This window comes from Rheinheimera lutimaris (genome assembly GCF_013283795.1).
Classification (GTDB): Bacteria; Pseudomonadota; Gammaproteobacteria; order Enterobacterales; family Alteromonadaceae; genus Alishewanella; species Alishewanella lutimaris.
The window spans coordinates 58,539-74,825 of the sequence record NZ_JABSOD010000002.1 but is presented as its reverse complement, the minus strand read 5'-3'; the positions used below and the strand labels follow the sequence as shown (position 1 = coordinate 74,825).

Sequence of the window (16,287 nt, the reverse complement as noted above, 5' to 3'; positions counted from 1 at the left end):
TTTAATTACCAATTGATATCCCCTGGATTGTTCGCTCAGCTGGGAGAGCACCGCCCTGACAAGGCGGGGGTCACTGGGTCGAACCCAGTACAATCCACCATCTTCTTTCTTATCATGAACAGCACCGCCCGCTCCTCACGACGAGACGGTGGACACTGATTAAAACCCAGTATAATCCACCAATCTTAATAGCGTTTAATTACCAATTGATATCCCCTGGATTGTTCGCTCAGCTGGGAGAGCACCGCCCTGACAAGGCGGGGGTCACTGGTTCGAACCCAGTACAATCCACCATCACTTAATAGTGAACAAATATTGGTACTCCCATGGATTGTTAGCTCAGCTGGGAGAGCACCGCCCTTACAAGGCGGGGGTCACTGGTTCGAACCCAGTACAATCCACCATCTACTTTCTTATCATGAAAAGCACCGCCCGCTCCTCACGACGAGACGGTTGTCACTGGTTCTAACCCAGTACAATCCACCACTTCCTGATACAAACCATCGTAAAAACTCCCGTTTAAGTATTTCTGTCGCTAACAGCGCTCGCTTTGACATAATTTCTGCAGCTTTTGGTTTTTCTGCGAAAAATTATTGCTATAGTAACGCTAATTTTACTTTTGACGGCTTTGTTGGCAGCAGTATGGATAATAGCGTCAAACGCGACGAACGCATTCTGATTATTGACGATCAAAGTTTAAGCCAAAGCTATCTGCGTTATGCGTTGGAGCAGTTGGGCTATCAGAATATCAGCTATGCTGACCGCGCGCAGACTGCGTTGAGTTTATGTAAGCAAAACAGTTACGACTTAATTATCTGTGCTTACAACCTGCCCAAAGGCAAAGACGGTTATCAGTTATTCGACGAGCTTAAAGTCAGCGGTTTGCAGCAACTAAACTGTGGCATGATTTTTATCAGCGCCGAGACTGACCCAGCGCTGGTGCACAGTGTGCTGGAATTGCAGCCGGACGAGTTTTTAGCCAAACCTTTTGTTATTCGTGATTTGCAACTGCGTATTGAACGGGTGTTCCGCCGCAAGCAACAACTGCGACCGGTGTACGAGCTGCTGCAGCAAAAGGCGTATGATCGCGCACTGCTGGCGGTTGACCAGCAACTGGCGCAAGCCGAACTGCATAAGTATTTTCCGCTGCTGCTTAAACTTAAAGGCGATATTCTGCTGGAGCAACAAGCTTTTGCAGAAGCAGCAACCTTTTTTGATGCCATGCTGCGCATACAGCCATTTAGCTGGGCGCGTATCGGCCGGGCACGCTGTTTACTGCACAACAATCAGGAGCAACAAGCCTTTGCTGAGCTGGAACATATGCTGGCGCGCAGCGAAACACGGCTGTTTGCGCTGGACTGCCTGGCCGAGCTGGAGTTTCAGCAACAGCACTACCAACAGGCACAGCAACATATTCTGGCAGCGGCAGATATAGCGCCGCGTAATTTATTACGCCAACAGAAATTATTGCAGTTATCCAGATTAAACCACGATTACGAGCTGCAGTACCGTGCCGCCCGCGATATGGTGAAGTACGCGCGAAACTCGATATACGAGCAACCGGATCTGTACCTTAATCTGGCCCGAGCCAGCATCGATTTTGCGTTAAGTACTGACGACAGCGAACAGCAAGCACGACTGAACCGCCAGGCCACCTTGTCAATTAACACTGTGCAGCGCCAATTTGCTGATCATAAACATACCGCAGCACAACAAGTGCTGCAGGCGCGGTTGTTGTATTTACAGGACCACCGCGATAAGGCACGCTTGCTGCTGGCTGATTTAGCTACTCAGAGCGATATAGACTCACTGGAAGATGCGCTGGATAAAGCCAAAGCCCTGCATGAAGTGGGGTTAAGCGATGCCTCGCGTGCGTTGTTTAAGCAAATAAGCGAACATTGCCGCCGCCAGCAGCCGGAACCGGTATTAAGCGCCTACTTACAGCAAGAGCAACGTGAGCGCGCGGCGATGGCACATGGCCCGCGTGAGCTGAACAACAATGCGGTGCATTTATATCAGCATGGTAACTGGCAGGAAGCCTTTTCGGCTTTTGCACTGGCGTGGCAGGTAATGCCGAAAAATGCCGGTATCGCGCTGAATTTATGGCAAACGCTGCTGACATCGCCAAGGCCGCTGTGTCCGCCACAGCAACGCGAACACCTTTTGCAGCAATGCTACCGGCTGATTGAAAATACCAACCTCAGGCCGGAGCAACAGCAGCGTTATTTGCAATTAAAGCAAAAGTACCTGAGCAAGCTGGCTTAAGGCTTAGTGCTGTTAGCGTTAACCGCGTCAGGCCATTCAGCAAATACTGCGCGCAGCGTACGCGAGCGCAGCAGCCAAAACACCCCGGCCAGCAACACTACCGGCGCCGCCATACGCCAGGGCGCATCCAGCATTACCAGTGCCGGTAGATCGGCGATAGTCAGCACCAGGTCAGCTAGCGCCACCAGCAATAATATCCCGCGGCCAAAACGCCAGATATGGCGCCAACCGCGATTACCTTTGGGTTTGCGCTGGCTAAGCGCCGCCAGCAGTAATAACAACGGCGCCGCCACAGCACAGGCGAGGATAAAATCGGTTTGCTGCGGATAAAACAGCGCCAGCATATCGCGTTGTGTTTGCGGTAATGTCAGTACCAATACCCAGCAGATATAAGGCCGCAGCAGCAACAGCAGCAACCAGTAAAAGCGCAGCGGCACCTTGTGTAAGCCATAATCATCTAATACCGGCCACAGCGGTGCCTGGCTCATAGCTGGCGTTTACGCTGTGCCAGGCTGCCAAGCGCAATAAAAATCGCCAGGCTTATCCAGGGCAGCCACAGATTACTTAACTTAGCCAACTGGCCTGCTACCACCGGGGTTAAGAAAATGGTCAGGGCGCCATAACCAAAAGCACACAGTAAAATAAAAATACCGGTACGCCAGATAAAATGCAGCGCAGCTGTCTGGCGACGCACAAAGCGGTTTACATCATCACCAAACACTACCAGACAGGTTGCAACCATCGCCAATGCGATATCACGCACATAAGGCCGGAAAAAACTGCCCCAATCCAACAACAGCTGATAAACCACATCCGGCATTTTAGCTCACTCCATACTGCGTAAATAAATCCAGCATTTGCTGCTCTGTCCACACCGCTACATTCAGCTCATTAGCTTTAACCAGTTTAGAGCCGGCATTATCACCGGCGATAACGGCGTGGGTTTTCGCTGATACCGAGCCGGACACTTTAGCACCCAGCCGCTGCAGTTTCGCTTTAGCATCATCACGGCCCATGCTAATCAAAGTACCGGTAAGCACTATAGTTTGCCCCGCCAGCGGCTGTTCGGTTTGGGCCTGCTGCGCTATCGCCGGCCAGCTAATGCCGGCATCAACCAGCGCCGCTATCACACTTTGATTGTGCGGCTCGGCAAAAAAGCCTTTTACATGCTCGGCCACCACAGTACCAACATCGCTGACTTGCAGCAGTTGCTCTACCGTAGCCTGTTGCAGTGGCGCTAAGGCAGTGAAATGATTCGCCAGGTTAAGCGCCGTAGCCTCACCGACTTCGCGAATACCCAGCGCATAAATAAAGCGCGCTAAGCTGGTGTGTTTTGACTGTTCAATCGCCGCTAATAGCTTAAGGGCGGATTTTTCGGCCATCCGCTCCAGGCCAACTAACGCCGCCATATCCAGGCTGTAAATATCAGCCGGGGTTTTCACCAGTTGCTGATCAACTAACTGTTCAACTAACTTATCACCCAGCCCCTCGATATCAATGGCTTTACGCGAGACAAAATGCTTTATCGATTCTTTAAGCTGAGCGGCACAAAACAGACCGCCGCTGCAACGCGCCACGGCTTCGCCACTGACCCGTTCTACCGCCGAGCCACATACCGGGCAGCTTAGCGGAAACACAATATCGCGCACCGTGTCAGGCCGCTGCTCTGTCACTACGGAAACAATTTGCGGGATCACGTCACCGGCACGGCGCACTATAACCCTGTCGCCGATTTTCACCGCCAGCCGGTCTATCTCATCCTGATTATGCAAAGTGGCATTACTGACCGTAACACCACCGACCAATACCGGCTCCAGCCGCGCCACCGGCGTAATGGCACCGGTACGGCCAACCTGGAACTCCACATCTAACAAGGTGGTCAGCATTTCCTGGGCCGGAAATTTAAAGGCAATAGCCCAGCGCGGCGCCCTCGCCACAAACCCCAGAGCTTGTTGTTGCGCAAGGTCGGACACTTTTATCACCACACCGTCAATTTCATACGCCAGCGCACTGCGGCGCTGCATAATGTCCTGATAGTACGTCAGTGCCGCATCGGCGCCGGTTACCAGGCGAATTTCCGGACACACCGGCAGCCCCCAATCTTTCAGCTGCATTAAACGCTGATAATGGCTGCGACTGTCGAGCAGCTGTGCAGGGTCTTCTACCGCACCTACCGCATAGGCGTAAAACATTAATGGCCGCTGTGCAGTAATTTTCGGGTCCAGTTGGCGTAAACTGCCGGCTGCGGCATTGCGCGGGTTGGCAAACACTTTGTCCCCCGCAGCACGGGCCTTATCGTTCATCCGGTTAAAACCGGCCAGCGGCATAAATACTTCGCCGCGCACTTCCAGCACCGCCGGAACTGCCGCACCTTTTAGTTTTAACGGCACGGCGCGAATGGTTTTTACATTGACGGTAATATCTTCACCGGTATAACCATCACCGCGGGTTGCTGCCTGCACCAGCACGCCGTTTTCATAGCGAATGCTGACTGCCAGGCCATCCAGTTTCGGCTCGCAGCAAAAGCTGAACTCCGCGCTGCTGTCCAACATATCGGCCATACGTTTACAAAAGGCGCTGAATTCATCCGCGCCAAAGGCATTATCCAGCGACAACATCGGAATGTTGTGGCTTACCTGGCCAAATTTTGCCAGCGGTGCCGCGCCAACCCGCTGCGTGGGCGAGTCCGCTGTAACCAACTGCGGATAGTCTGCTTCTAACTGCTGCAACTGCCGATATAAGCGGTCATACTCTGCGTCCGGCACCGAGGGGTTATCCAGCACATAGTACTGATAGCTGTAGTCTTCCAATTGCTGACGCAGTTGCTGTACCTGCTGCAAAATTGCCTGTTCCATAACCTGAATGTACCTGTAAAAATTTACGCCTGAGTTTGCCATAACAAAAACGGCAGGACTACTGCCTGCCGTTTTAGCTGCTGTTATTTTCGCCGTAAGCGGCGCGCTTTAGCCGTGGATCAAACGCTGGCGCTGAAATTCGCGGATTTTATCCACATAATGCCGCACCGTTTGTACCGTGAGCACACTGCGCTGACCGTCTAATACCTGGCCACCGAACTCTTCTGCCAGCTTCTTCGCTGCATTGTGCATCAGGTTAAAGTTTTGCAGCGGCTCACCGGGCCCGGGTAAGGTCATAAATAAGCTGACCCCGCGGGTGCTGAGCTTTTCAATGTTTTCCAGGTCAAAGGTGCCCGGGTTAAACATATTAGCCAGGCTAAATAACACTGCACCTGAGCCGGCACTGTCTATATGGCGGTGAAAAATATCCATGTCGCCGTATTTAAAGCCCAGCGTTAACAATGACGATAATAAGTCCGGGCCTTTCATGTCTTTGCTTTCCGGCAATAACACGTACAAAATCAGCACTTCTGCCGGCTCTTCGGCTGCAGCGGCGGGTTCATCTTGCTCTGTTGGTGCTTCAAACGCCGGTTGCTGTAATTCGTCATCGCTCAGCGCACTGAAATTAAGCTCAGGCTCTTTTGGCTCCTCAAAGGCTAATTCAGTTTGCACTTCGGCTGCCGGCTGCCGTGGCACCGGGCGTTTTACCGGTTCAGCGTTGGCGGTTACCGGTTTAGCCGCTGCGGCGTAATCTGTTGGCGCGGAGCTACCCTTTTTAACTACCCGCACCTGGCCGACGCCAAAGTCATCAAAGCCGTCAGCCTTTTCGGCTTTGTCTTGCTGGTCTTCATCGTAATAACGGTGTCTTGGCTGGCCGGAATTTTTTCGCACTGTCCACAAGCCGTGCAACAGTAACGCCCCCAGCAACAGGGCGCCGATAATAATAAACACTAAACGTAATTCGTCAGCCATAAGGTTACCTTTTATTAAGAGGCTGCTGCCATTTTGACAGCATCATCCACATCGACAGCGACCACACGTGACACGCCCGGTTCCTGCATTGTCACGCCCATCAACTGCGCCGCCATTTCCATGGCAATTTTATTGTGGCTAATATAAATAAATTGCACTGTTTCTGACATTTCCCTCACCAAATTGCAAAACCGGCCGACGTTAGCGTCATCCAGTGGCGCATCTACCTCATCTAACATACAAAATGGTGCCGGGTTAAGCCGGAAAATCGAAAACACCAATGATAAAGCCGTTAGGGCTTTTTCACCACCCGATAATAAATGTATTGTACTGTTTTTTTTGCCCGGCGGCCTTGCCATGATAGTGACACCGGTTTCTAACAAGTCATCTTCGGTCAATGCCAGGTAAGCACTGCCACCGCCAAACACTTTGGGAAACAGTGTTTTTAAGCCGTCATTAACCTGCTCAAAGGTATCTTTAAACTTCTGCCGCGTTTCTTTGTCAATTTTGCGGATCGCCGTTTCCAGCGTATCCATGGCAGCGGTTAAGTCATCATTTTGCGCATCCAGATACTGTTTACGCTCAGCCTGTTGCTCGTATTCTTCAATGGCCGCCAGGTTAATCGGCCCTAAACGGCCAACAGCATCCACGGTTTTGTCCAGTTGCTGCTGCCAGACAGTTTCTTCGGCATCCGGCGCCAACTCTGCCAAAACGTCCTTCATATTGGCCTGCTGTTCACGTAAAAGTTCCAGCATATTATTGGCCCGCACGCGGTAGCCTTCAGCATCAAGGCGTAATTCTGCCAACTCAGCACGTTTTTTGTTTAACAGCTGCAAAATACCATGTTGGCCCTGCTCCAGCTCACGAATTTGCTGCTCTACCGCAGCCAGCTGGTCTTGCTGTGCGATCATTTGCTGTTCGGCCTCTTCGCGCTCCAGCAAAGCTTGCTGCAGCTGCTCTTGCAGCAATAATTCCGGCTCGTCATCCTGTTGTAGCTTTGCCGTCAGTGTGCCGGCTTGCTCCTGCAATTGTTGCTGTTGCATCCGCGCACGTTGCAGGCTTTGCTGCAGCGCACTTAATTGCTGCTCTGCCACCTTTTGTTGCATCAGCAGTTGCTGTTGCTGCGTGCGCTTTTGTTCAAATTGGGCACGTAATTGCTGCAACTGCTGCTGTTGGTTGCCGCTTTGGCTGTGCAGTTGCTGCTGTGCACCTTCGTGCTGCAACAGCTGCTCAGCACTGTCTTCCAGCGCCATTGCCAGTTGTTCTGTGCTTTCTTCCAGTTGTGCTTGTTTCAGCTGTAACTGTTGTTGCTCCGTCACCAGCTTTTGCGCCAGTTTTTCTGCTTGTTGCAACTCTTGCTGAGCCAACAGCTTCGCGGTCAGTTGCTGCTGTTGTGTCCGCTCAGCATGTTGCAGTTGCTGCAGCGCCTGCTGCTGCTGTTGCTGTGCCTGTTGCAGCGCTTGTTGCTGTGCGGCGTACTGCCCGCTGAGCTGCTGAACCTGCTGCTCAGCGGCTGCTAATTCTTGCTGCAGTTGCACTAAACGTTCTTCGCGCAACAAGTAGTTATCCTGTTGTTGCGCTCCGGCCTGCAAACACCAGTTAGAACCAAGCCAATAGCCTGATGTCGTGATCACGCTGTGGCCGGCAGCCAGCTGCGACAGCCTTTGCTGCGCGGCGTTGATATCGGCAACGCAGAAAATCTGGTTAAAGCTTTCAGGATACACACCGCTGACAATAACCTCTGCCAGGCTGCCGGGCGCAGCAGCACAGCTGTTACGGCTTACCATACTTTGCGCCGTAGCCTGCAGTTGCTCAGTTACCGCAGCATGTTGTAACTGTCCCAGCACCAGCGCCACTGCAGCGGCCCAGCCGGGTTTAAGCTGCAGCTGGCGTAATAATTGCTGCTGTTCACCGTCTTTTTGTTGCTGCTGCTGTTGCAGTTGTTGTTGCTCGCGCTGCAACAGCAATAATTCCGATTTGGCCTGTAACTGTGCAGCATCCAGCTCACGGTTAAGCTGCTCCTGCTGCTGTACCGCCTGCTGCGCTTGTTCATGCAACGCTGTGCTTTGCTGCACTTGTGTGGCGCCATAGCTAAGTTCAGTTTCAAGCTCAGCAACACGCTGTTGCAACGGCGCCAGTGCCAGTGCGGCCTGCTCCTGTTGCAGCTGCTGTTCCTGCTGGCGTAACTGCGCTAACTGACTAAGCTGGTTTTGTTGTTGCAACTGTTGCTGCTGCTGTTGCTGCTGCAAACGAAAATGTTGTTGTTGCCACTGATTAAAAGCCTGTTGCTGCTGGTACTGCTCGTCTTCCAGTTGTTGTAACTGCTCTGTCAGCTCTGCCAGTTGCTCATCCAGCAATGCCTGCTGCGGCTCGTCTTCTGCCAGTTGCTGTTGCAGCTCTGCTTGTTGCGCCTGCTCGGTGGCAATAAACTCTTCTGCCTGTGCCAGGGTATGTTGTGCCTGTTGCAATTGCGCCGTTAACGTTTGCTGTTGTTGGCGCTGATGCAAAATTTGCTGCTCTAAACGGCTGATGCTGCTGCCCAGCTGATAAAAGTTACTCTGCACTTTCTCCAGCACTTGCCGGCCATCCTGTGCCTGCTGTTTTAACTCCAGCAACACGCGCTGATCGCCCAGCTCCTGCGACTGGTATTTGTCCAGCTCGGTTTGTTGCTGCGCCAGTTGCTGCTCTAATGCGGTAAAGCGGTTGTTATATTGCAACCACTTGATGGTGGTCAGTTCAGCTTTAAGCTTGCGCTCCTGAGCTTTCAGCTCTTTGTAACGTTGCGCCGCATTAGCCTGGCGTTTTAACTTATCAATATTTTTGCCCAGCTCTTCGCGTACATCGGCTAAGCGATCGAGGTTTTCCCGTGTGTGCTTAATACGATTTTCTGTTTCGCGCCGACGCTCTTTATACTTGGAAATACCGGCTGCTTCTTCGATAAAAACCCGCAATTCCTGCGGTCTGGATTCAATCAGCCGTGAAATCATGCCCTGTTCGATAATGGCGTAACTGCGCGGCCCCAGGCCAGTGCCTAAAAAGATATCGGTAATGTCACGGCGGCGGCATTTACTGCCGTTAAGAAAGTAATTTGACTGCGCATCGCGGGTAACAATACGCTTAATGGAAATTTCGCTGCGATCGGCCATGCCGCCGGCTAAACGGCCCTCAGTGTTCTCAAACACCAGCTCTACCGACGCTTGTGACACCGGCTTGCGCTGCGACGAACCGTTAAATATAACGTCGGTCATGGCATCGCCGCGCAGGTTTTTGGCTGAGCTTTCGCCCAGCACCCAGCGCACTGCATCAATTACATTAGATTTACCGCAGCCATTGGGGCCGACCACCGCCGTCATTTGCTGTGGGAAAGGCACATTGGTGCTGTCAACAAACGACTTAAAGCCGGACAGTTTGATCTGTTTTAAGCGCATCAGGGCAATATAGAATTATTGTTATCATTGCGTTTTGCCGAATGTAGCAGTGCTCTTGCTTGCTGTCACGGGAAAATCACTCGCTTTTCTGACCAATCAAGGTCTTACGGCGCCAACGCTCGGCTTTTTCTACCACAGTATTACTCACCACTTTGCGGCTTTTCTTCGGAAATACCACTACCGGACGTGAAATAAGCAGGTTGTTTGGGTACACCACCAGTTCGTTGTCTTTGGTGCGCAGTACGGTGCTAAACAGGTTAATTTCGATAATACGGCCTTCCAGAAAGTTGCCGCCATCTACTACCCGCACTTCCATACCTTCGGCAAACGCCTTTTGCCCCAGTAATATGAAAAACGCGGTGATATTGCTCAGCAAGCTCCAGGCAGCAAACAAGGCTACGCCGACTACCGCTATCATCGATGACGCCAGCACTAATAAGCCGCGGATATCCACGCCCCAGACAATGCTCAGCACCACTATCAGCAGCAGTGCCAATATAATATGGAACACCACCAGCGCACGCTTGTTCATTTCGGCTTTTAACTGGCTGGCCGCGATAAAACGATACAAAACCGGGGCGATACGCCGGCTGATAATAAAGTACAGAATAACCACCAATACGCTGATAACCAGTTGTACTGTGGTCGGACTGAAATGCTGCATCAGCTGTTGCGAATATTGCAGGAATGACAAAGTTAAGTTCCCGAAAAGTATGGGTTAATCCAGATCGTTCAGTGGCCAACGCACGATAAAGTCTTCAAAATCATCCAGGTTAACCTGCAACTCTGAGATGGTTTTGTTGCGCACCGACATTTGCTTTTTATGCATCAGGCTTTTTTTGCCGCCGTTTAACAACGGGTGCCAGTGCGGTAAACCGCGGCCTTCATGTAAACGGCGGTAGGCACAGCTGGTGGGCATAAAAAAAATGTCTTTCAGGTTTTGTTTGGTTAACGCGATGCAATCGGGCACCAATACCGTGCGCTGACTATATTCGCTGCACTCACATTTGTGGCTGTTTAAATAGCGGCAAGCAATATTGGTGTAATGCACCTGTTCATCCTGATGCAACACAGCTGTCGGGCCTTCGTATTCGTCGTCATCGATAAACTTGTTCAGGCAGCATTTGGCACAGCCGTCACACAAGGCTTCCCACTCTTCGGTATTCATCTCATCGAGCGTTTTGGTTTCCCAATAGCGTTCTGCTAAAGCCATGTTTAATTTACCTTGCTGTTTACTGTAAATATATCAGCCAGTTGTAACTGTAACTGATCGCCGCTTTGCAGCGGCCCTACACCGGCTGGTGTGCCGGTAAGTACTATATCGCCCGGCAACAGCGTGAAATGTTGACTCATTTCACTGATAAGTTGCGTAATGCCGCGGATCATATTCGCGGTATTGCCGTGCTGACGCAAACTACCGTTTACCGTTAAGCGAAACTCCGTTTGCTGCGGATGTTGCAAGGCGGCTTTTTCGACAAAACCGGCTATCGGACAGGCATCGTCAAAACCCTTGGCAATCTCCCACGGCCGGCCTAATTTTTTCAGCTCTGCCTGTACATCACGAAGCGTCAGATCCAGCGCCAAACTGTAACCCCAGATAGCTTCATTTACTGCGGTAAAGTCAGCCTGCTTCAGTGGTTTGCCAATCAGTACAGCCAGTTCAGTTTCATTGTGCACCTCGCCCTGCTGCTGCGGCAAACTAAAACGAGGCGCAAAGTCGCACAGTGCGGTAGAGGGCTTAATAAAAAACAGCGCTTGTGGTGCTGTTTTGCTTTGCATCTCAGCAATATGGTCCTGATAATTCTGGCCTATGCACAGCACCTTGCCCACCGGCAATGCTATGGCTTTGCCGTCAACCGTGCGATGTTGATATGTCATGTTATTATTCCGCTGCCACAATTAAATCGGCCAGATAACCAACACTGGTTACAAAGTAATAAGACCGGTTCCAATGCATCAATGCTTTGTAGTTATCATAGGCTAAAAAAGCCCGACCGCCTTCACCATCCGGCAATACCAGTGCGGCGTTAATATCGCGCACCGGCAGTGCGGTTTTATTTAACCGCTGCAACCCCAACTGCTGCCAGTCTGCCAGGCTGCGTTCTGACTCTGCCCAGCGCTGCAACCATTCGCTGCGTTGCAGGCTGCCACGGGCAATGGCATGTGTGATATCAAAATCTTGCGGCAACAGCACTTCCCGGCCCCAGGTTTTGCTGTTATCCCAGCCCTGCTGTTTTAAATAATTGGCAATAGAGGCAAATACATCGGCCTGATTGGTCCAGATGTCTTTTTTGCCATCGCCGTCACCGTCTTGCGCATAGGCCATAAACGAGCTAGGCATAAACTGATTTTGTCCCATGGCTCCGGCCCAGGAGCCTTTCATCTCATCCAGGCTGATATGGCCCTGGGCTAAGATATCCAGCGCCTGATAAAACTCTTGTTTAAAAAAGCTTTCACGCCGGCCATCATACGCCAGAGTTACCAACGCAGAGGGCACCGAATAAGTACCCATAAAATTACCGAAACTGCTTTCCAGCCCCCACAGTGCAACAATAAACCGCGCTTGTACGCCGTATTGTGCAGCGATTTTTTCCAACTGCGGTAAATATTGCTGATAACGCTCACGCGCCATGCGGATCCGGGTTTCACTAACCCGCTTAGGCAAATAAGTACTGAGGGTTTCCACCACTTCCGGCTGGGTTTTATCGGCGGCAACGATTCGCTCATGATAGGTCAAAGAGGCAAACACCGGTTCTATTAACTCTGATGAATAACCCTTGCTCAGCGCTTCTTGCTTTAAGGTAGCGACATAATCAGAAAACTCAGGCTTGGTGTCGGCGGCAAAGACAGAGACACTGAAAACAGCCGCAATGGTAAGAGAAACAACAGATTTAAACATAATAAGAGCCCGTTAAATAAAGAATTATTGCTGATGCTGCGCCTTGTGCTGTGCCAGCATATCTTGCGGCGGCGGTGGCAATTGCAGGTAAAAGCCCTGCTGCTGTAACTGCTGCCGTACCTTATCGATATCTGCCAGCGCTAAATGTTCCCGCGCGGCTAAATTAATAATGGTTACCAGCTGCGGTATGCCAAAACTGGTAAGCAAGTTAGCCGGTACTTTGCTGAAGTCATCACGGCGTTCCACATAAAGATAGGTACTGTCCTTATTCGGACTTTTATAAACTGCACACAGCATCGAATAAAACCACGCCTCAACCTTGCTTAACGAAGGTCTAAACTATAACATGAAGCCCAGGTATTGCGTACCGGCAAACAAGCGGCAACGCAAATAAAAGCGCGGCCTGCAAGCAGTAAATCTAAGCCCGCAACAGATAATAATAAGTGCGCACAAAACAGTTATGTCAGATCAGACTTTGGAATTAAAAGGTAGTTTATTTCCTTTATCGGTACTCTCCTGCGCCGATCTCAGCGTTAACGCTCTGCGCGCCGGTTTAAGCCAAAAACTGGCTCAGGCACCGGCTTTCTTTTATCAGGCACCTATAGTGCTCAATGTAGCCGACTGCCGGCAAACACCCGACTTTGCTGCGATAAAACAGCTGTTTGCTGAGTTAAACCTGGTATTAGTCGGCGTATGCGGTGCCGGTACAGAATTAAAGCAGCAAGCACAGCAGGCCGGCTTAGCCGCTTTACAGCTGGGTAAAGATAACAAAGCCGCCACTAAAACCAGCGCTGCAGCGTCAAACAGCAATTCAGTAAACAACAATTCATTAAACAACAGTGCAGAAAGCGCCACGGTGGCAATGGACGCAAAAATTGTTGAGCAAACTGTGCGCTCCGGTCAGCAACTCTATGCCAAAGGCACCGATTTAATTGTTCGCGGTACCGTAGGCGCCGGCGCCGAAGTGATAGCCGACGGCAATATTCATATTTACGGCACTTTGCGTGGTAAAGCCATTGCCGGGGCAGCCGGCGATCGCAGTAAACGTATTTTTTGTTACAACTTGCAGGCCGAACTGGTGTCTATTGCCGGTAACTACTGGCTTAGCGAAAGCCTGCAGGGTGAATTTTGGGGTAAATCGACTTGTATCAAATTACAAGACGATCAACTGGTATTAGCAGAATTAGGGTAAGGATCTCACTATGGCAAAAATCATAGTTGTTACGTCAGGAAAAGGCGGCGTGGGTAAAACCACTTCCAGTGCGGCTATCGGCACCGGCCTGGCATTAAAAGGCCATAAAACGGTAATTATCGATTTTGACATTGGCTTGCGTAATTTAGACCTGATTATGGGTTGCGAGCGCCGCGTTGTGTACGACTTCGTCAATGTGATTAACGGCGAAGCCAATTTAAAACAAACACTGATTAAAGATAAACGTACCGACAACCTGTTTATTTTACCGGCCTCGCAAACGCGTGACAAAGACGCGCTAAGCAAAGCCGGGGTAGAAAAGGTACTGAACGAGCTGGCAAAAGATTTCGACTTTATTTTATGCGACTCACCGGCCGGCATCGAATCCGGTGCCATGATGGCGCTGTATTTTGCTGATGAAGCCATAGTGGTTACCAACCCGGAAGTATCATCAGTACGCGATTCAGACCGTATTTTGGGCATGTTAGCCAGTAAATCACGCCGTGCCGAGCAAGGGTTGGATGCAATAAAAGAGCACTTGCTGCTAACCCGTTACAACCCCGAGCGGGTCGAAAAAGGCGAAATGCTCAGTGTTGAAGATGTAAAAGAAATTCTGTCGATTGACCTGTTAGGCGTTATTCCTGAGTCACAAGCCGTACTTAATGCCTCTAACTCAGGCCAGCCGGTGATCCTCGATAGCGAAAGTGATGCCGGCCAGGCTTACCTGGATACAGTCGAACGTTTACTCGGTGAAAAAGTGCCGTTCCGCTTTTTAACAGTGGAGAAAAAGGGCCTGTTAAAACGGATTTTCGGAGGATAAAGGATGTCATTACTGGATTATTTTCGCTCAACCAAGAAAAGCAGTGCCAATACAGCCAAAGAGCGCTTACAAATTATCGTTGCACACGAGCGCAGACGGCGTAACAGCCCGGATTACCTGCCGCAGCTGGAGCGCGATATCTTAGAGGTGATCCGCAAGTACGTGGATATTTCACCGGAAGATATTGCTGTAACATTAGAGCAGCGCGACGACGAGCTGTCAGTGCTGGAGCTGAATGTCACTTTTCCGGATGAAAAGCGCTAGTTTTACTACGCCAATAGTTAGAAAAACAAAGCCCGCGAAATGCGGGCTTTAACTTTGCTACAGGACCTTAGTAATCACTATAATCCGGCTGTTCCGCTACATCATTAGCGCACTGCAAAATCATCCATCAGGATCAGGCCAATCATAGTGGCGTCTAAGTTTGCACCATCGCGGGCAATGGCCGTGTAAATGCTGTTGGCAGCCAGTTCTACCGGTACTTCTATAGCGGAGGTTTTAGTGCCGGCCAGAGTAACAGTCACCACATAGTCGCCGGCCGGTAAAGGCACATAACCGGTCTCAGCTTTAAAGGCTACATTAGCAAAAGCAGGGGTAGCATCGGCAATATCGCCATCGGCGGTAACATAAATATCAACGTTTCCGGCAAGCGTGGAGCCGTGCACAATACGTACTTTAGCTTCAGTAGCGACGCGGCGCGGCATATCGGTTAGCACCAGCGGCTCAATAGCGAAGTCATCCGTTGCATCTAATGAACCAACTGCCAATACGCTGTAGAAGCTACCGGCGTCTAAGGTTACGTCTGCATCTATTACAGCAGTCTCAGTACCTGATACAGCTACTTTAATATTGTAATCACCGGCTGCCGGTGTCAGATAGTCGGTAAAGTCAGGGAAAGCCAAAGCAGTAACCAATGGCTCAGCAAAATTATCATTTGCAACCACGTCCACTGCAGGCGCATCCGAGACATTGTGTACTACCCGTACCGAAGCGGTAGCTGCTGCATCTAAAATGGCTAACTCACTACCGTCTTGACCCACGGCCAATAGAGATACCGGAGAATCACCGGAATATTGGCTGTCTATTGCCGCTACAACCAGATCGGTACCTGCCGTGGTTAATGGTACAGTACCGCTGTCAAACACTACCGTTTCGTTGTCAGTCAGCGTAATGCGTACACGATATTCCGCAGGGTCCAGTTCCAGCGGATCGGTAAAGTCTTTGAAAGCGAGAGTATCTGTTGGAGTTCCCAGTTCCGCCTCAGGTGGAGTAACGTGAATACTAACTTCTGGTGCGGTTGAGGCAGCATGCACTACCTGTAAGCGAATTTTACCGGCAGCAACATCATTTACAGTGCCGGTAACCACTAATGGCTCCAATGTTTCTTCAGCCACTTTACCCACAGCAAACACGGTATAACGCTTGGCTTCTTCCAACGCCAGGTCCAGCGGACCAATTACTGTCGCGGTGGTATCGTCAGCTAATAGTGCATCAACTGCTACGCTGTAAGTGGCCGGCGGTAGGGACAGTACGTCAGATGCTTCGCCAAAAGCCAGGCCCTCAATAACCGCATCGTCATTGGCCAGTATATTAACGTCCGGAGCGTCTATTGAGGTATGCACAACCTGCACTGTGGCGTTCACTACCGGAGGTGGTGGTGGCAACGGATCATTATCATCATCTAACCAACATCCTGTAAGAGACAGCGCCAACAAAGCGGGAAAAGCAAGTTTTTTTATTCCATTCATTGTTATAACCCTTCAGTTGATAAGTGCTGAAGTGTTACGCCAAGATTTTTTACTCCGATCAAAAAAACGGCTTGCTAAAAATCGGACAAAATTGCCGAAAATTTATAC

The 16,287-nt window shown here is 50.7% G+C and carries 15 protein-coding genes and 3 tRNA genes; 7 read left to right on the top strand and 11 right to left on the bottom strand.

Going from position 1 to position 16,287, the window contains the following annotated elements; genetic code table 11:
- Positions 1-24 precede the first annotated feature (24 nt).
- The 4 genes from HRH59_RS01925 to HRH59_RS01910 all read left to right on the top strand — a co-directional run bounded on the left by HRH59_RS01925 (position 25) and on the right by HRH59_RS01910 (position 2,265).
- Positions 25-100, top strand: a tRNA-Val gene (locus HRH59_RS01925).
- Between the two features lie 118 nt (positions 101-218).
- Positions 219-294, top strand: a tRNA-Val gene (locus HRH59_RS01920).
- A gap of 34 nt (positions 295-328) precedes the next feature.
- Positions 329-404, top strand: a tRNA-Val gene (locus HRH59_RS01915).
- A gap of 238 nt (positions 405-642) precedes the next feature.
- Complete coding sequence (locus HRH59_RS01910) at positions 643-2,265, top strand: tetratricopeptide repeat-containing response regulator (protein ID WP_173499588.1); 1,623 nt, start codon at positions 643-645, stop codon at positions 2,263-2,265.
- Here HRH59_RS01910 and HRH59_RS01905 read toward each other — a convergent pair.
- The 10 genes from HRH59_RS01905 to HRH59_RS01860 form a co-directional block, all read right to left on the bottom strand.
- Complete coding sequence (locus HRH59_RS01905; RefSeq protein WP_173499587.1) at positions 2,262-2,753, bottom strand: DUF2919 family protein; 492 nt, start codon at positions 2,751-2,753, stop codon at positions 2,262-2,264. The genes HRH59_RS01910 and HRH59_RS01905 overlap by 4 nt on opposite strands.
- Complete coding sequence (locus HRH59_RS01900; protein ID WP_173499586.1) at positions 2,750-3,085, bottom strand: DUF3392 domain-containing protein; 336 nt, start codon at positions 3,083-3,085, stop codon at positions 2,750-2,752. The genes HRH59_RS01905 and HRH59_RS01900 overlap by 4 nt, the downstream gene beginning before the upstream one ends.
- A gap of 1 nt (position 3,086) precedes the next feature.
- Positions 3,087-5,129: an NAD-dependent DNA ligase LigA gene (ligA, locus tag HRH59_RS01895; RefSeq protein ID WP_331460144.1), complete on the bottom strand. Its 2,043-nt coding sequence runs from the start codon at positions 5,127-5,129 to the stop codon at positions 3,087-3,089.
- A 99-nt stretch (positions 5,130-5,228) separates the two neighbouring features.
- Entirely contained in the window at positions 5,229-6,092 is an 864-nt protein-coding gene (gene zipA / locus HRH59_RS01890; protein WP_173499584.1) for a cell division protein ZipA, read from the bottom strand.
- 14 nt (positions 6,093-6,106) lie between these two features.
- Entirely contained in the window at positions 6,107-9,520 is a 3,414-nt protein-coding gene (gene smc / locus HRH59_RS01885) for a chromosome segregation protein SMC (RefSeq protein WP_173499583.1), read from the bottom strand.
- A 76-nt stretch (positions 9,521-9,596) separates the two neighbouring features.
- The gene (locus tag HRH59_RS01880) at positions 9,597-10,214 is read right to left on the bottom strand and encodes a mechanosensitive ion channel domain-containing protein (RefSeq protein ID WP_173499582.1); all 618 of its coding nucleotides are present in this window, start codon (positions 10,212-10,214) and stop codon (positions 9,597-9,599) included.
- 24 nt (positions 10,215-10,238) lie between these two features.
- Entirely contained in the window at positions 10,239-10,733 is a 495-nt protein-coding gene (locus tag HRH59_RS01875; RefSeq protein WP_173499581.1) for a YcgN family cysteine cluster protein, read from the bottom strand.
- Positions 10,734-10,735: 2 nt separating this feature from the next.
- Complete coding sequence (locus HRH59_RS01870) at positions 10,736-11,398, bottom strand: fumarylacetoacetate hydrolase family protein (protein ID WP_173499580.1); 663 nt, start codon at positions 11,396-11,398, stop codon at positions 10,736-10,738.
- Between the two features lie 4 nt (positions 11,399-11,402).
- A complete protein-coding gene (locus HRH59_RS01865) occupies positions 11,403-12,419 on the bottom strand; it encodes a lytic murein transglycosylase (RefSeq protein ID WP_173499579.1) in 1,017 nt (338 codons plus the stop codon).
- A 24-nt stretch (positions 12,420-12,443) separates the two neighbouring features.
- Entirely contained in the window at positions 12,444-12,716 is a 273-nt protein-coding gene (locus tag HRH59_RS01860) for a YcgL domain-containing protein (RefSeq protein WP_173499578.1), read from the bottom strand.
- Between the two features lie 163 nt (positions 12,717-12,879).
- On the opposite strand from HRH59_RS01860, the gene minC reads away from it, so the two are divergent.
- From minC to minE, 3 genes are read left to right on the top strand one after another with little or no spacing between them, the layout of a single operon-like run.
- The gene (gene minC, locus HRH59_RS01855; RefSeq protein ID WP_173499577.1) at positions 12,880-13,611 is read left to right on the top strand and encodes a septum site-determining protein MinC; all 732 of its coding nucleotides are present in this window, start codon (positions 12,880-12,882) and stop codon (positions 13,609-13,611) included.
- Between the two features lie 10 nt (positions 13,612-13,621).
- Complete coding sequence (minD, locus tag HRH59_RS01850; RefSeq protein WP_173499576.1) at positions 13,622-14,431, top strand: septum site-determining protein MinD; 810 nt, start codon at positions 13,622-13,624, stop codon at positions 14,429-14,431.
- A 3-nt stretch (positions 14,432-14,434) separates the two neighbouring features.
- A complete protein-coding gene (gene minE / locus HRH59_RS01845; protein WP_173499575.1) occupies positions 14,435-14,695 on the top strand; it encodes a cell division topological specificity factor MinE in 261 nt (86 codons plus the stop codon).
- Between the two features lie 104 nt (positions 14,696-14,799).
- On the opposite strand, the gene HRH59_RS01840 is transcribed toward minE, so the two are convergent.
- Positions 14,800-16,179, bottom strand: coding sequence for a DUF4397 domain-containing protein (locus tag HRH59_RS01840; RefSeq protein ID WP_173499574.1), 1,380 nt, complete (start codon positions 16,177-16,179; stop codon positions 14,800-14,802).
- Between the last annotated feature and the right edge of the window lie 108 nt (positions 16,180-16,287).

What these genes read in the sequence shown, in the direction of transcription:
- HRH59_RS01910 (WP_173499588.1), top strand. Translation starts at nt 643, where the DNA reads ATGGATAATAGCGTCAAACGCGACGAACGCATTCTGATTATTGACGAT.
- HRH59_RS01905 (WP_173499587.1), bottom strand. Translation starts at nt 2,753, where the DNA reads ATGAGCCAGGCACCGCTGTGGCCGGTATTAGATGATTATGGCTTACAC.
- HRH59_RS01900 (WP_173499586.1), bottom strand. Translation starts at nt 3,085, where the DNA reads ATGCCGGATGTGGTTTATCAGCTGTTGTTGGATTGGGGCAGTTTTTTC.
- zipA (WP_173499584.1), bottom strand. Translation starts at nt 6,092, where the DNA reads ATGGCTGACGAATTACGTTTAGTGTTTATTATTATCGGCGCCCTGTTG.
- smc (WP_173499583.1), bottom strand. Translation starts at nt 9,520, where the DNA reads ATGCGCTTAAAACAGATCAAACTGTCCGGCTTTAAGTCGTTTGTTGAC.
- HRH59_RS01875 (WP_173499581.1), bottom strand. Translation starts at nt 10,733, where the DNA reads ATGGCTTTAGCAGAACGCTATTGGGAAACCAAAACGCTCGATGAGATG.
- HRH59_RS01870 (WP_173499580.1), bottom strand. Translation starts at nt 11,398, where the DNA reads ATGACATATCAACATCGCACGGTTGACGGCAAAGCCATAGCATTGCCG.
- HRH59_RS01865 (WP_173499579.1), bottom strand. Translation starts at nt 12,419, where the DNA reads ATGTTTAAATCTGTTGTTTCTCTTACCATTGCGGCTGTTTTCAGTGTC.
- HRH59_RS01860 (WP_173499578.1), bottom strand. Translation starts at nt 12,716, where the DNA reads ATGCTGTGTGCAGTTTATAAAAGTCCGAATAAGGACAGTACCTATCTT.
- minC (WP_173499577.1), top strand. Translation starts at nt 12,880, where the DNA reads ATGTCAGATCAGACTTTGGAATTAAAAGGTAGTTTATTTCCTTTATCG.
- minD (WP_173499576.1), top strand. Translation starts at nt 13,622, where the DNA reads ATGGCAAAAATCATAGTTGTTACGTCAGGAAAAGGCGGCGTGGGTAAA.
- minE (WP_173499575.1), top strand. Translation starts at nt 14,435, where the DNA reads ATGTCATTACTGGATTATTTTCGCTCAACCAAGAAAAGCAGTGCCAAT.
- HRH59_RS01840 (WP_173499574.1), bottom strand. Translation starts at nt 16,179, where the DNA reads ATGAATGGAATAAAAAAACTTGCTTTTCCCGCTTTGTTGGCGCTGTCT.